Consider the following 14,563-nt stretch of genomic DNA (forward strand, 5'->3'; position numbering starts at 1 on the left):
TCACCCCGATACAGAAGTTGGCTCAGACCGCTTAACAGTGACTACTTTTGAGTCCCATTATTAATGGGGGGATTACCGCCGGAGATGGAAAAAACAGTTATATATGATCACAGCCAGTGAGTCCGTAGCAGCACAAGACAATGGCATCGAGTCGGTGAAGAAAAATGCACCAGGTACAAAGATCGACGACTTATCTTAATAGTGGTGTGGCAGTAGCTCAGTGCACCACTTAGTTGAGTGGCCCACAAAAGGCCGGGATTACCACTGGACGCCAGATTTACACGAATACTTGAAAATAGGGGGTCAATTTACAGTTTTATTCACATAAATACTTGGACGTCCACCCTTATGGGGGATTACCGAGGTTTAGATTATAACATTTAACATAATATACATTATGCATATTAGTAACATGCACTAGAGGTTAGGTGGCGGGCAGTATTAAATTAATGACAAATAACATTAATATTATTCCTTAATATACTGTTATATATGTTATTTAGATTTATAACTATTAAGTACTTTAAATTGGATATGTGTGCCCATTTCCTCTTATCACTAAAAACTCCAACTCCACTACATCGATGCTTTTTTCCACGGTCAAGGTGGACTGGGTATAAAGATTCAATTCTCCTGTACCAGCCTTAATGACAATCAGCCATCAACAATCGATAGGTCTTATGGGGTATTAGCTGTCTAATTTGTCTTAAAAACTGTTTATCTAATCGTTGGCTCATCACATAACGGCGGTTTTTTTGTAATGCCCGCTTGTGTAATTGTGATATTCGGCCTTTAGATATTTTAAGCGGATTGGCGAGATCACCAAAAGCAACGCCATGGAAATAGTGGTTGCGAATGATGAGACGCTCTCGCTCAGGTAAGTTAACGACAAGAATGCCCAAATGGATTGCGAGTGTCTTTTCAACTTCACCATTGAAGAGTTCGTCTGCCTCCACCTCTTCATTCAGTAGGGTACCCGTATCTTCCAACATGAAGCTCAATGCCAGTTCGATCGTTAAGCCATCCATGTCGGTGAAGTGATCTTCGCCAGGTAGTGATTTGTTTAGGCTATCCATTGATAATACCTATATTACTTCTGACGGCATGCGTATAGATTTTTGATTTCACCTACACATCTTGGTTGAGATTATTTAGAGTTATTCTAATTATTAATCTAAAACACTTAATGAGGACTAAGTAGTTATTGCTAAGTTAAACATCAGTATGATGCTCTCACAGAGATTTTTATTTAACTCATACGTATCCATCTATCTTTGCTGTTTCGTCATAATTAATCTCGCATTGAGAATTAGAAAAATTCTAAATTATCTATAAAACCTTTGACGTTTAAGTACGACGCTTGACATAGGAGATAAAATCGCAGACTCTCCTCTCCTCCGTTGTATATAGTGGCCAAACAAAACTCACCTTGTACATGTCAGTTTCAAAAGATACGATCAGATCATTTTGCAAGGAAAATTATATTAATCCTGCCCGCTCTCGCGGTGATTCTCACATCACAATCAGAATAGCAGAAGTCGCGAGGGCCTTTGGTCTTGAGCCGGATAGCCATGTCATTTGCGATGCTGTGTGGTCGACCGAGTTCGAAATGGAGAATAATCTCTTCAGAGTATCCAACAGCTGTCTGAGAAACAGTAAAGTATCTAATATGGTTTTTAGAGTGTTACCTGAATAGATAAGGGATGTACCGCAAGGTAAGTACTAATAATTCTTAATCTATCGATGATTATGCAAGTAACACCCGAAAGCGTGACGAACATCAAAGTATTACTGAGTTAAGGGAATAAAAGTTGCCGTAACGAGATAATAGTGTGAACCAGTTCAAATTTATCTCACAAAATATCAAATTGGCGATGATTTCTTTGTGTGAATAATTGTTAAATTGCATGCCTAAATCGGAGTACAAATAACTCATCCTAAGGATAAGGAATCACAACTGAAGTGATAATTAATAAACGACCTGGATAATTACAATACCGTTGGCTATCTCAGCCCCGGTCAATGATTAGGATGTGTTTTTGCTGTGTCCCCGAATGAACTTGTTGAAGATATTGATCAACTGGTATCACTTCCTGAAGTATTTATTCAGGTGAACCAGTTAATGGAGCAGCCTCACTGCTCTTCTACCAAACTTGCTGAAATCATCTCTACCGACGTTGATATATCCGCCAGGTTGCTAAGACTGGTCAACAGCCCGTTTTATGGTCTGAGATCCAAAGTCGACACCATCTCCAGGGCAGTCACCATCGCCGGCATCCACGAACTGCGTAACCTTGTATTGGCAACAATCGCAATCAGAGCTTTTACCGGTATCCCGGAGAAACTGGTCAACATGGACGATTTTTGGCGCCATGCCGTCACAACCGGTGTCCTCTCGCAGATGTTGGCATGCGCTACACAGTGAACGGCTTTTTGTTGCCGGTATGCTTCACGATGTGGGACGGCTGGTGATCTATCTGACCCTCCCCGATAAAGCGATGGATATTCTGGAGATTACAGGTGGCGATGATTGGATTCTTGCCGAGATCGAAGACCAAGTCCTTGGATTCAATCATATGGATGTGGGCGCCGCACTGATGCAATCCTGGCATCTGCCTGAAAACCTGATATCAGTCGCTAAAAACCACCATCGTCCTTCACATGCAACCGAGCCGGAAATGGATGTGGCCATAGTTCATATTGCCCTGGCTGTCGCTCGTGGCGAGATGTCAGGGTTCTCAGTTGAGGAGATGTTCTGGGCCATCGAACCAATCGTTTGGGACGCCACCGGACTAACCCCTGAACAAATATCACCACTTATCGATGACATGCTGAGCAAGTCACTCGAAGTCATGGGGGTGATCTTGGCGCCAACAAAACAAAAGCGGGCTTAGGTCGTTCAGAGCAGCTTGATTGTCATTCCGGCAGGTTGAGATTTTTACATAGCGTTATTCGAATTCGCCGATTTCCATCAACCTTTCAGGGAACACTAATAAGGTGTTATTTACCAATCGTAATTGAAACTTAACCTGAATTATTCGGATGTATAAAAACACGGAGGTGTTAACCATCGATAGATAAATTGACCGTTATTGAGAGAAAAATTATGCGCCACTTATCGCGCTTCATTCAAATACTAATAAAAATGGCCGCCGCCTCCGGCAAAGGTGGAAGTACCGCCCTCCCCTATGGTGATAGCCTTTACATAAAAAACAGCACCGACAGAAATGAGAGGGTAGTGCGGTCAAGATCTACCCGCTCATCCAGGGTCTTCAGTAGAACCTATATTTCCGGAATAGAATCACGACGATCCTCTTTGACCTGGAAAGACTGCAGATAAAACAGTAGGAACCAGGTATGGATCAAGAAAGTGATTCCAAGTCAGAGTGGAGTAATGATTTCTCTATGAAAAGAGCCCTGCTCGTTTCCTTTTTGCAGGTTTTCATACCAATCTCTGTGTTGTTTTGCGGTATTTTCTATATTTTCTCCAACCAGACGCAAAAATATGAGCTGCAGACAATCAAGATCCGCGAAGAATCTGCCCTGAAGAGTGCAAGTGCGCTGACATCCACGTTGTTTAAACAAAAGTTATCAGATCTGTTGGTATTGGCCGAAGGCGAGATAATGAGACAATACCTTCACAATGACAATATACAGACCTGGACACAGGTGACCCGGGAGTTTTCACTCTTAGCCAGGCGCAAGCCAAAGTATGTGCAAATTCGCCTGATGGATACCGATGGCAAGGAAATCGTTAGGGTAAACAACAAAAATGATGGACCAAATATCGTGCCAAAGTCCCAACTTCAGGACAAGAGTGACCGCTACTATTTTAAAGAGGCGATTACATTCAGCCAGGGTGATATTTATATTTCACCCTTGGACCTGAATATGGAACAGGGTGTCGTCGAAGAACCGATTGTGCCTACCATCCGGTTCGCCACGCCAGTCTACGATGGCTACGGAACAAAACGCGGGATTCTGATTATCAATTACACACCTGCTGAACTGCTCGATAAGATTGAAGATACATTCAATACCCTGGCAGGTGACACAATCATGCTCAACAGTAATGGATATTGGCTGATGGGTGTGGATGATAAAAAACTTTGGGGTTTCATGTACGGCAGTGAAGAGACCTTCTCCTCTGAGCAACCAGAAGTCTGGAAAGCCATAGAAAAAAATATAAATGGCTCAGTCACCACAGATACCGGACTATACATCTTCCAGAGAGCCTACCCATTGAATCGTGCCGGTCTTGGATCAGTTGAGAATATTCAGTTACGTTCTGATGCAGATCAACCACATAGGCAGGATCTTTACTGGATCTATGTATCCCATATCTCAAAGGAGCTCCTTGATGACCTCTCTTCAATACCCATATATATTTCGACGATCATCTACCTATTGCAATTCATTGCTATCGGACTTATCAGCGGAGTATTCGCAAAAAAAGCAGTAAAGAAGAAATTTGCTTCCATCAAATTGCAACAACACGCCACTACGGACGAGTTGACGGGACTCTCCAACCGCCGCGAGTTGCATAAGACCGCAGAAATGGAGTTTAAGCGTGCATACAGATTCAACCGCGATTACTCGATCCTCATGATCGATCTGGACAATTTCAAGGAAATCAATGACTCGTACGGCCACAGCATGGGTGACGAAGTGCTGAAGCATAACGCAAATATCTGTCTCAATTCGACCAGAACGGAAGACCTGCTGGCTCGATATGGTGGTGAAGAGTTTGTCATGCTGCTGCCAGAGACCAATATAGAGGGCGCCCGTCAGTTGGCTGAACGGATTTGCCAGGATGTCAGGGAACAACCGTTCGATTCCGGTCGTGGTCCAATCGCCATAACCGTAAGTATAGGCGTCAGCGAAATAGATCCTGACGACATCAGCTATTCCAATATCCTGGAACGAGCAGACGGTGCACTCTATCAAGCTAAGCGAGAAGGTAGAAACAGGGTCGCCACTATGTAGATCAATATGACGCATATAGTCAGTGCTCCGCTAACAGAATTCACCCTATTCTCAAATAAATTAAATATCTCCTCTAATACAATTAGTAATATATTTCTTTGGTAGTTTTATCCTTGTAAAATAGAGCTATTCCACATCTATTAATAAGCATTAATTTAGATGTATATCATATTGTTATTAAACAATAATTATATAGTGCTTGGCTCTTAAGTTTCTGCAAATAGAGCAGGCTTTATATCTTCCGTTTTCCTATTCAACAACACTACACCTGAACAGCCTTCTGAAAGACACCTGATGTTTGCTGTACCGACTTACTTTGCAGGCAAAAAATCATCTCGGAATTGGCAATGAGTCAAACGCTATCTTTCCTCATAAAAAACCAAACAAAAAACTAAACTTTTTCTGACCGGTGCCGTTATTTTGAGCATCGAAAAATGTCAGAAGGAGTGGCATGCGTCTATCCCCGGAGGATCCACGGTGACCCCAGCCACAACAGAGTCCAAAGCCGACCTTCAGAGCGGGTTTGCCTCAGCACTTGAGTCCTTACGCAAATACACCCTGATCGCCATCGTTGCCTGGACACTGATGATTGCCGGCATTTTCACATGGACAATTTACGATCAGAGAAACCGGGAGTTTGCCACTGCGCTCGGGGTCGCCAGGGCCTATTTCCAAAAGGATCAGTCAGTACGTCAGTGGGGCGCCACTCAGGGTGGTGTCTACGTGAAGATTTCCGAACACACACAACCCAATCCTCACCTGAAAAACCTGCCGCATCGGGATGTAACCACTGATGCCGACCAGAAACTCACACTGATGAACCCGGCCTATATGATCCGGCAGATCAATGAGCGCTTCAGCCGGATGCACAACGACTATATCCACATTACCAGTCTGAACCCGTTACATGATGAGAACGAGCCAGACGATTGGGAACGTTCAATCCTCAAAACCTTTACCAAGGAATCAGATGAGTTTGCGCAAATTGTCGGTTTCCGCGGACAACCCTCTCTACGCATGATGCGACCCATGGTTACCAAACAGCGATGTCTGAAGTGTCATGAACAGCACGGTTACAAGGTGGGCGATATCCGTGGTGGCGTCTCCATCGCCATACCTATGGCGCCCTATCGCAGGGATAGCAGCGAACAACTGCTGCTGATCGGCACAACGCACGGCGGTATATGGGTATGCGGTCTGCTGGGTATCGGTTTCTATACCCGGCGGGCGCGCCGACACTTGGAAGACCGCCAGCAGTCGATACAATCCCTCGCCAAGGCAAACAGCTACAACCGTTCCGTCATCGGAGCGCTGGGTGAGGGCCTGTTGGGCTTCGACGCAATGGGTCGTCTGACCTTCCTCAATCCTGCGGCTGTGCACTTATTGGGCTGGAAGGAGCATGAGCTACTGGGCAAGTCTATTCATGGGTTTATTCACTATCTGAAGGACAACGGCGAGCCTTGTCGAGAGGATGAGTGTCCCATGCTGGGGGTACTGCATAGCGGAGAGTCTCATTCGAGCCGGGACGATCAGTTCATGAACCGTGACCGGATCGCCCTGCCCATCTCTTATATCGCCACTCCCCTCTTTGAGCAGACCCGCGTGGTGGGTGGTGTGGTGGCCTTTCAGGACATTAGCGAACAAAAGCAGAGCCTGCAGCGTATTGAATACCTGGCCCATCACGACAGCCTCACCGATCTGCCCAATCGGGTTGCTTTCCTGGAGGCAGTGGACAACGCCCTGGCCAATGCGCGGCGTTACGGCCACGGTCTCGCCCTGCTCTTCCTCGACCTGGATAACTTCGGTGTGATCAACGATAGTGCCGGACACACCACCGGAGACGAGCTGCTGAGACAGGTGGCGAAACGTCTGCGTCATGAGATACGTCAACCGGACTTAGTGGCACGTCAAGGCGGTGATGAATTTCTGATTCTTATGGTACCGGTAATCAAGGAAAAGGAGAAAGAGGATATCACCAGACAACTGGCCCTGAATGCCACAGGACTGGCCCAGCGTGTACTTGACGTCATGCATGACCCTTTCCTTGTGGAAGGCAGCACTTACTATATCAAGGCCAGTATCGGCATCAGCCTGTTTCCGGAGGATGCCAATGATAGAGTGGAATTGTTGAAAAACGCTGATGCGGCCATGTATACCGCCAAGGGAGACGGCCGGGACACCTATGCATTGTATGCCGGCGATCTTGCCCAGCGTATTCAACACCGCCATATGCTGGAGACAGGGCTCAACCAAGCCTTGATCAAACAGGAGTTCCGCCTGGTATACCAGCCTATTGTGGACCTTAACGATGGAAAGATACTGGCAGTTGAGGCCTTGTTGAGGCTGAGATCGGCCACGCTGGGGGATGTATCGCCGGTAGAGTTCATACCGGTGGCGGAAGAGTGCGGCCTGATTCTTCCCATCGGCCGTTGGGTTTTGCAAACCGCCTGTCGACAGATGGCTCAGTGGTTCGGCATGGGGATGGAACTTAGGGTTGCAGTCAATCTGTCGACCCTGCAACTGCAGCGTGAGGATCTGGAAAGCAGCGTACTGCAGGCCCTGGAGGATGCACAAATCCCCGCTTCGATGCTTGTTCTCGAAATCACCGAGGGGGCCACACTGCACGCCTCCCCCGTTGTTATCGAACGACTGCAACGACTTCATGACCTGGGTATCGGGTTAAGTCTGGATGACTTCGGCACCGGCTACTCCTCCCTCAGCCGTCTGAAGAACCTGCCGGTGGATACCCTGAAGATCGATAAATCCTTCGTCGACGGCGTTGTAACCGAACAGGACGATGAACAGATCGTACTGACTACCATTGAGCTCGCCAAGAACCTCAACAAACGAGCCCTGGCCGAGGGAATCGAGAGCCGTGAACAGTGGCAATGTCTGTTACGCAACGGCTGTCAACGAGGACAGGGTTACTTCTTTAGCCGTCCGGTGGAAGCGGTGGTCATCGAAGAGCTGGTGCGTAACGGTGGTCATTGGAATCAAATCCCGTCGTAGAAAAAACCTGTTCATTGCAAGTATGGTGCGGTCTTTACAGGTCCGGACAGGGTTCACCACGATCGATACGCGTCGTATTCACTACCGGAATATCCAATCGATTTTCGCTATAAGCCTTTAGATTGGATGGCGCGTAATTGCACTTTGCCAGATGCATGCGATCCAGCACCGATTGATGCAGCACCTCGCCATCGTTCACATGATTGCCGATCTGTCGTTCGAATGGTCCCATCACGCGATAGGGAATGGTCATCGAGTCGTTCAGCACGGAGTTGAAACATGGCCGGAAATGGTCAAGATAGTCATGATCACATTCAAGGCCCAACGCCTCCGACTTTTCAACCACCCAGTGGAGAGCCTCATTGGCCAGACCATCGGGAGAGTAGCTACCGCCCACATTGCTGTGCACACCGGCAAACCAGGCCTGTTGCACCTCACCCTGCCAAGATAAAGGACGTTTCCATATCGAAGGCTTGAATGGTTTACGACGTTCATCGATCGATATCGCATGTATGGCATTTTCTATGTTCGGATTGAGCTCAATATCGTGATATTGATATTTTTTCCTGTTGAAAATCTGTCCAATCACTCCAGGAGCGCCAAGTGCACCGACGGTATCCCACACCCCGACTAGTTTTATCGGCGGGCATGGGCGTACGTTTTCTACATTATGAAACGCCTTTTCCCACTCCGCCGAGTCGGGACCTTTGCTTTTTTCATAACAGAGGTACATTTCCGGTACATAATAGTCGTCGTCTTTTTCGATCAGGCCGATCAGGTTCATAAAACCGGCAAGACTTCTTACCGTAAATGCGCCACGACTGAAGCCAAAGAGATAGAGCTCATCGCCGGGTTCGTAATTGTAGACGATGAATCGGTACATGTTGCGGATATTCTCTTCCATGCCCTTGCCGAAAGCCCCGCCGGTAACCTTATCCAGAGGTCCGTTGGTTCCCACCCCTTCATGGTAATAGACTATCTGTGATGTGCCGTCACCGGCCTTTGGTTTTATGGCGCGTGCAATTTTGGTTACATTGGTTGGATGACGCCGTCCTGTCTTTTTGTCCAGCTGATCTCTGATGTTCCAGGTGCCATCTGCGCAGATTATGATCCTTTTCATTTGTTTCCGACTCTTTTTAGTCTATGTGATTGAATAGCGATTCCTGACAATTGATCTCTCTCAAACGGGTCCAGAAATTTATATCGCTGCCTGTTACACCATATTGAAATCGTGAGGTAAGTGTAGTGATCATGCGATGATTTTTGCAACGCCCTTCCATGTCGGTGCTCTTGTACTGGATCGGCACTGAAAAACGGCAGCCGGTTGGCTGCCGTCTCAACAGGAATGAGGGTTTTACGCCGGCTTAAGTCAGATCCCTATTTTTCTGTGCTCCCGGACGGTGTGGCGGGTGCAGCCGGGGCGGCATAAGGATAGCCGTACCCATAGTATGGGTAGCCATACGGGCCGCCCCACCAGGGACCATAGTAGTCGCGATATCTGTTCCACCCCCGACCATAACCGGAACCGCGGGCGCTGCCACTGAAGCCGAAATTGAAATAGCCGTCTCCCCATCCATCACCGAACCAGTTATCATCCCAGCCACGATGGCCCCAGCCAGGTCCGCCCCACCAAGCGAAAGCAGTGGTGGACGTCGCGATTAATGTAGCCGTGATTGCAGCTTGTGCTAGCTTTTTCATTTTCACTCTCCTTGATCTGTATCTGTGCGTACCTGAAAAGTGATGCATCTGGCAGAAAAATCTAACCATCGTATTTTATATATAAGCTGATTATTAATAACTCAAATAGATATTTGCAACTTTACAGTACCCGATTTATAGATCCTGTCTATGGATGATCCGAAGTGCCCGGATGTTCAGTGCAAGTCACTCAATACGGCATCCGGCTCTGTTTACCCGGAAGTTGATTTTCGATCGATAAATTAACATGTAATTACCGAATTCAATCTTATAATTTAGTTTAATATTCATTGATATATTATTAATTAATATAGATAATAACATATACTTAAATAATCTTTGACTGGTTACGTCCATTTAAGGTGAGAGACCGGTAAGCGGCCTGTTACACTACCACCGATTAATATTGCATCCTCAATAATCCCGAGCCAGTTTGCGAACCATGTCGAACACTCTCCAAAATGCTGAAAAGAAACTTCGTCAAGGTAAGCTTGGTGATGCCCATAAACTCCTTACCCGGGTGTTGAAAAAAGCGCCTAAAAATCCGCACGCACTCTATCTGCTCGGTGAAACACTACTGCTTCAGGGCAGGCTGGATGAGGCTTTGATCAATCTCAGGCAAGCGGTATCAAGCGGTCATGCTCAACCTTGCTGGTATGTCATGTGTGGTGTGGCGCTGGAACGAAAAGGCCTATACACCGATGCGGAGAAGTCATACAAACTCGCAGAAATGTCAGGTTGTACTGATGAGCGCATGTACTACATGCTTGGCAAATTCTACACCAACGTCTCTCATGATTTCGCAAAGGCGGAAATCTACTATGCAAACCTGATCAATATTAACCCACAAGCATTTGCTGCCTATGTGGGATTGAGCAGGCTCTACATACTTCAGGACAGATATGAAGAGGCAATTCAGGCATTGGATCATTGCCTGACACAAGGTTACGAATCCGTCGAGGTCTACATCAACCTGGGACACGCCCTCTCTCACCAGGGCCGGCAGGACGATGCACTGACCTGCATGAAAAAAGCGATGGAGATCGATCCCGGCAATTTAATCGCAAAGCAGAATTACATCGTCCAGCTGTTATACACCTACGACGATCAATCCACGATTTACAGCGAAGTCAAAACGATAACCCGACCACTCAACAAACGGACCAAAAAGCAGTATCGGGGTGCCGTTGATGTCCAGCCAGGACGTAAGCTGAAGATCGGATTCGTTTCTGCCGACTTGCGCCAGCATGCCATTGCTTTCTACTTCAAACCGATTCTGGATTGTTTCGATAGCGATCGATTTTCGCTGCATTTCTATTACAACAACACTGTCTACGACGAGATCACCGACGCACTCAAAGCCCGTGCGGACTCCTGGTGTGAGTGTATGCTGCTCAGCGATGAGCAGCTGGAGAGAGAGATACGCGCTGACAAAATCGATATCCTTATCGATTTATCCAACCATACGGTAGGCAACCGCCTGACACTTTTCAATCTGAGACCGGCCCCTATGCAGGTTTCATGGCTGGGTCTTCCGATATCGACCGGACTGGAGAGCATCGATTTTTCACTCAAAGACAGCTCTTTGATCGAGACTTGCAAACTCAGAGAAAACGCCAGCGAACAACTGTTACCGATCGAAAATCTAACACTCTATAAACCGCTTTTTGAGTTCCCGGCGCTGGTGGAGCCACCGTGCGTAAAAAACGGACATGTCACCTTCGGCTCGTTCAATGGCTTGAGAAAAATAGATATTTCGATTATGGAAATCTGGGCAAGACTGTTGCATGACCTCCCCGGTTCTAAAATCAGGCTGGTCATCGACGACTATCAAAACGAACTGATGAGGGATCATATCCATGATATTTTCGCCAAGTTCAATGTTGATAAGTCATCCGTTATACTTCACCCAAGATTGCCGCTCGACGACTATCTACTTTCCCACAATGAAGTCGACATTGCATTGGATCCCTATCCTTATCATGGACAGACCACCTCCTTCAATTCACTCCTCATGGGGCTGCCTCTGGTCTCGCGTGCCGGTAAGTCCGTGGCCAGCAACCTCTCGACACGGATTCTATCGGCGATAGACAGACGGCAATGGATAGCCAAGGACTTCGACAGCTACATCGAGATCGCACTCTCTTTGGCAAGGGACAAGGAGCGACTTGTTTCAATTCGCAGAACATTGCGTAAGGAAGTGGAAAACTCGTCTATCATGGACTATGAGCGGCATGCGGAAAATATAGAAGCGGCCCTTATGAAAGGCTGGCAGTTGCTGTATGGAGCCAACAGCAAAGAGGCTAATAATCAAGGCTCATAAACGATCACCTCGACTAATAGTTGTTCAATTAGGAGAATCCAGAAGCTATGAATATGTCAGACAATGTTGATTCAATCGAGGCGACGATCCCTGAAATCGATACCGTATCGCGATTGCGGCGTTGGGCCAATGCCGATGATCGCGGCAAGGCAATAAACGAGGTTCAAGCCTATACGGATAAACTGATAGCGCGCACAGGTCGCGGCATGGTACTGCGCGAAGCCGACCTGCGTGGACTCGACCTCTCCGGTTTCGACCTGCGCCTCGCGGTTCTCAACCGGGCGGTCCTGCATGGCACTGACCTGAGCGGTGCGAATCTGTCCGGTGCAACCATCGTTTGCGCAGGCATGGAGAGAACCCTGCTCAAACGCGCCAACATGCGAGGCGTCTATATGCACGCATTTGCCGCTCAGGTCTGCGATTTCACCGATGCGGACATGCGTGACCTCACGGATGCCACGGGCAGTCTTTTCCATGGCTGTTTCATGACCGGCGTGGATTTCTCCGGTTCCGCCATTGCCGGTACCACCTTCTACCAGTGCATCATGGACAATACGCGGTTTGTGCGCAGTAACCTGCAGGGTTCAACCATAAACGAGTGCCACCTGGGCGGCGCCGATCTGACTGCGGCCCAGGTCTCGCAACTCACGATCACCAAATGCGACATGCGCGGTGCCACGCTTAACGAGGCCAGTGGCGAAGCTTTTACCTTGCAGCGTCTCCTCGATACCGAGGGCTTGTCACTCTCTCAAGCCAACCTGCCCGGATTGAGGATCCGCAGTTGCACGCTCTCCGGACTGAATGCGAAGAGCCTGGCCGCTCGTGAGGCCGATATCTCTGCGGTCTCCATGCCCTCCTCCGACTTTACAACGGCAGACCTTGAACATGCCCGGTTGATGAATGTCAGTTTTGAAAATGCCCGTTTCAGCGGCAGCAAGCTTGACGGTGCGCTCCTCACCAACTGTATGGCGGACCATACTGATTTCAGCGGGGCAACCGGGGAGAATCTGGCAGCGCGGGAATCCTCTTTTCAACATGCGAATATGACCAGCTTTACTGCACGATGCGCCCATTTCCGGGATTGCAACCTCTCTTTTGCGATTTTACGTAATGCCTATCTCTACCGCGCCATGATTACCGGAGATCCACCTAAATCGATGTCGATGATGCAGGCTGATCTTTCCGAGACAACGCTGGTCCAGTCCTATATTGCCGGAAATTTGAGCGGCGCCAATCTACGCGGCGCTTTGATGGTTTATGCTCGATTGAACCAGGCTGTGCTTACGGATGCGGATCTTACCGGCTCCTCACTGTTCGGTGCCAGTCTGGTGAAGACCATATTCGATGACGCCAAGCTCGATAGTGTGACCGGCCCTGTATACAGCGACCGTTGCAGTGGACTGCAACAATCCTTGTCAGCCGCAAGCGGTGAAAGCAGCAGAAACCTGGCGGTCTTCGTCGATAATCTCGAAGGGTTGTTGACGGATCAACAGCGAGGATCGACTTGATTGCTGAGACTCAACCCCAGCAGGTAGTGAATGTGCCTGTATCCGAGGTTGAACGGATCTGTCATCTGGCGCTTACGCAATTTATCACACCCGCCACGGCGGTTGAGGAAGCGGCTGCACAACTGCTGGATGCCGAGCTTAGAGGGAAACACTCTCACGGTGTAGTGCGTATACCCTGGTTAAGAGAGAAGCTTGGCCGGTTTCAGCACCAACCCCCGGAAGCGGTACAGCTGCTGCCCTGGCTGCTGCATCTCAGGTGTCAGCAGAGCTTAGGTTATTTGGCGGCGCGTGAAGGACAACGGCAATTGATGCGTATGCTGGACGAGCAGCCCTTTGCGGCCGTGGCCTGCATCGATGCCTTCCCCACCGGAGTAGTGGGTGACTATCTGAGGCCATTGGCTGAGGCAGGATTTGTTGCCGTCGGCTTCGCCACCAGTCCACTGCTGGTGTCGCTGCACAAAGACGGTCAGCCACTACTTGGCACCAACCCCCTGGCCATTGCCTTCCCTACCTATGAAGATAAACCGGCCTTTATCGCCGATGTCTCGCCGGCACCGACAACATTTGGCCAGATACTGGCAATGCTGTCCGGCTTTGAGGGTGATCTGAAAGATGTCATGCTGACGACTTCCAAGGGCGAACCTGCCGCGGATCTCAAGGAGCTGTTCGATGAACATGGCAGATTCAACGGCAAAATCATCCAGACGCTCGACAGCGGCCCGCAACGTCGACAATATGCCCTGACCCTGGCGATTGAGATGTTGACCACGCTGTTCACCGGTGAAACCGCCAAAGGCGGTCTGGTGCTAATGGCATGTGATCCCCAAAGGATACCGGGCATGCACGCCGACGCTGTCGTGGCGGTCATTGAACGCATCGCCAACCATCAGGCTTGGCAAAACATGCCTGGTGGTCATGGCGATGCGAAAAGAAAGGCGCTGCTGAGTGAGGGTAGCGTGCCACTCCCTGAAACCCTTTGGCAACAGCTGCAATTCCTGGCGGACAAGGAAGTCGCGGCCCTCAAGCAAAGCGATTGACC

The 14,563-nt window shown here is 48.5% G+C and carries 11 protein-coding genes; 8 read left to right on the plus strand and 3 right to left on the minus strand.

From position 1 onward, the window contains the following. Positions 1 to 103 precede the first annotated feature (103 nt). Positions 104 to 199 carry a DUF1508 domain-containing protein gene (locus CODIS_RS21775; protein ID WP_083220822.1) on the plus strand — a complete coding sequence of 32 codons (96 nt, stop codon included), beginning with the start codon at positions 104 to 106 and terminating at the stop codon, positions 197 to 199. Positions 200 to 644: 445 nt separating this feature from the next. Here CODIS_RS21775 and CODIS_RS16080 read toward each other — a convergent pair whose 3' ends face one another. Next, entirely contained in the window at positions 645 to 1,076 is a 432-nt protein-coding gene (locus tag CODIS_RS16080; protein ID WP_069127007.1) for a sigma factor-like helix-turn-helix DNA-binding protein, read from the minus strand. 968 nt (positions 1,077 to 2,044) lie between these two features. On the opposite strand from CODIS_RS16080, the gene CODIS_RS21530 reads away from it, so the two are divergent. The 4 genes from CODIS_RS21530 to CODIS_RS16095 all read left to right on the plus strand — a co-directional run bounded on the left by CODIS_RS21530 (position 2,045) and on the right by CODIS_RS16095 (position 7,995). Then, a complete protein-coding gene (locus CODIS_RS21530; protein ID WP_083220823.1) occupies positions 2,045 to 2,425 on the plus strand; it encodes an HDOD domain-containing protein in 381 nt (126 codons plus the stop codon). 19 nt (positions 2,426 to 2,444) lie between these two features. Further along, complete coding sequence (locus CODIS_RS21535; protein ID WP_162420255.1) at positions 2,445 to 2,894, plus strand: HDOD domain-containing protein; 450 nt, start codon at positions 2,445 to 2,447, stop codon at positions 2,892 to 2,894. A 463-nt stretch (positions 2,895 to 3,357) separates the two neighbouring features. Then, on the plus strand, positions 3,358 to 4,986 hold the full coding sequence (locus tag CODIS_RS16090; protein ID WP_069127010.1) for a sensor domain-containing diguanylate cyclase: 1,629 nt from the start codon (positions 3,358 to 3,360) through the stop codon (positions 4,984 to 4,986). A 477-nt stretch (positions 4,987 to 5,463) separates the two neighbouring features. Beyond that, positions 5,464 to 7,995, plus strand: coding sequence for an EAL domain-containing protein (locus tag CODIS_RS16095; protein ID WP_069127013.1), 2,532 nt, complete (start codon positions 5,464 to 5,466; stop codon positions 7,993 to 7,995). Between the two features lie 34 nt (positions 7,996 to 8,029). On the opposite strand, the gene CODIS_RS16100 is transcribed toward CODIS_RS16095, so the two are convergent. Beyond that, positions 8,030 to 9,115, minus strand: a complete 1,086-nt coding sequence (locus tag CODIS_RS16100) for a DUF2235 domain-containing protein (protein ID WP_069127016.1) — start codon at positions 9,113 to 9,115, stop codon at positions 8,030 to 8,032. Between the two features lie 257 nt (positions 9,116 to 9,372). Further along, the gene (locus CODIS_RS16105; protein ID WP_069127019.1) at positions 9,373 to 9,693 is read right to left on the minus strand and encodes a sulfur globule family protein; all 321 of its coding nucleotides are present in this window, start codon (positions 9,691 to 9,693) and stop codon (positions 9,373 to 9,375) included. Positions 9,694 to 10,135: 442 nt separating this feature from the next. Between CODIS_RS16105 and CODIS_RS16110 the strand changes: the two genes are divergently transcribed. Genes CODIS_RS16110 through CODIS_RS16120 form a run of 3 tightly spaced genes read left to right on the plus strand, consistent with a single transcriptional unit; the run spans position 10,136 to position 14,561 of the window. Then, positions 10,136 to 12,016, plus strand: a complete 1,881-nt coding sequence (locus tag CODIS_RS16110) for an O-linked N-acetylglucosamine transferase, SPINDLY family protein (protein ID WP_069127022.1) — start codon at positions 10,136 to 10,138, stop codon at positions 12,014 to 12,016. 47 nt (positions 12,017 to 12,063) lie between these two features. Further along, on the plus strand, positions 12,064 to 13,524 hold the full coding sequence (locus CODIS_RS16115) for a pentapeptide repeat-containing protein (RefSeq protein ID WP_069127025.1): 1,461 nt from the start codon (positions 12,064 to 12,066) through the stop codon (positions 13,522 to 13,524). Next, on the plus strand, positions 13,521 to 14,561 hold the full coding sequence (locus CODIS_RS16120; RefSeq protein ID WP_162420257.1) for an Ldh family oxidoreductase: 1,041 nt from the start codon (positions 13,521 to 13,523) through the stop codon (positions 14,559 to 14,561). Before CODIS_RS16115 ends, CODIS_RS16120 begins: the two co-directional genes overlap by 4 nt. Positions 14,562 to 14,563: the final 2 nt, after the last annotated feature.

The organism is Candidatus Thiodiazotropha endolucinida (genome assembly GCF_001715975.1).
Lineage (GTDB): Bacteria > Pseudomonadota > Gammaproteobacteria > Chromatiales > Chromatiaceae > Thiodiazotropha > Thiodiazotropha endolucinida.

Excerpts from the sequence above, each read along its gene's own strand:
- CODIS_RS16100 (WP_069127016.1), bottom strand. The coding sequence starts at position 9,115 with ATGAAAAGGATCATAATCTGCGCAGATGGCACCTGGAACATCAGAGAT.
- CODIS_RS16080 (WP_069127007.1), bottom strand. The coding sequence starts at position 1,076 with ATGGATAGCCTAAACAAATCACTACCTGGCGAAGATCACTTCACCGAC.
- CODIS_RS16110 (WP_069127022.1), top strand. The coding sequence starts at position 10,136 with ATGTCGAACACTCTCCAAAATGCTGAAAAGAAACTTCGTCAAGGTAAG.
- CODIS_RS21775 (WP_083220822.1), top strand. The coding sequence starts at position 104 with ATGATCACAGCCAGTGAGTCCGTAGCAGCACAAGACAATGGCATCGAG.
- CODIS_RS21535 (WP_162420255.1), top strand. The coding sequence starts at position 2,445 with ATGCTTCACGATGTGGGACGGCTGGTGATCTATCTGACCCTCCCCGAT.
- CODIS_RS16115 (WP_069127025.1), top strand. The coding sequence starts at position 12,064 with ATGAATATGTCAGACAATGTTGATTCAATCGAGGCGACGATCCCTGAA.
- CODIS_RS16105 (WP_069127019.1), bottom strand. The coding sequence starts at position 9,693 with ATGAAAAAGCTAGCACAAGCTGCAATCACGGCTACATTAATCGCGACG.
- CODIS_RS16090 (WP_069127010.1), top strand. The coding sequence starts at position 3,358 with ATGGATCAAGAAAGTGATTCCAAGTCAGAGTGGAGTAATGATTTCTCT.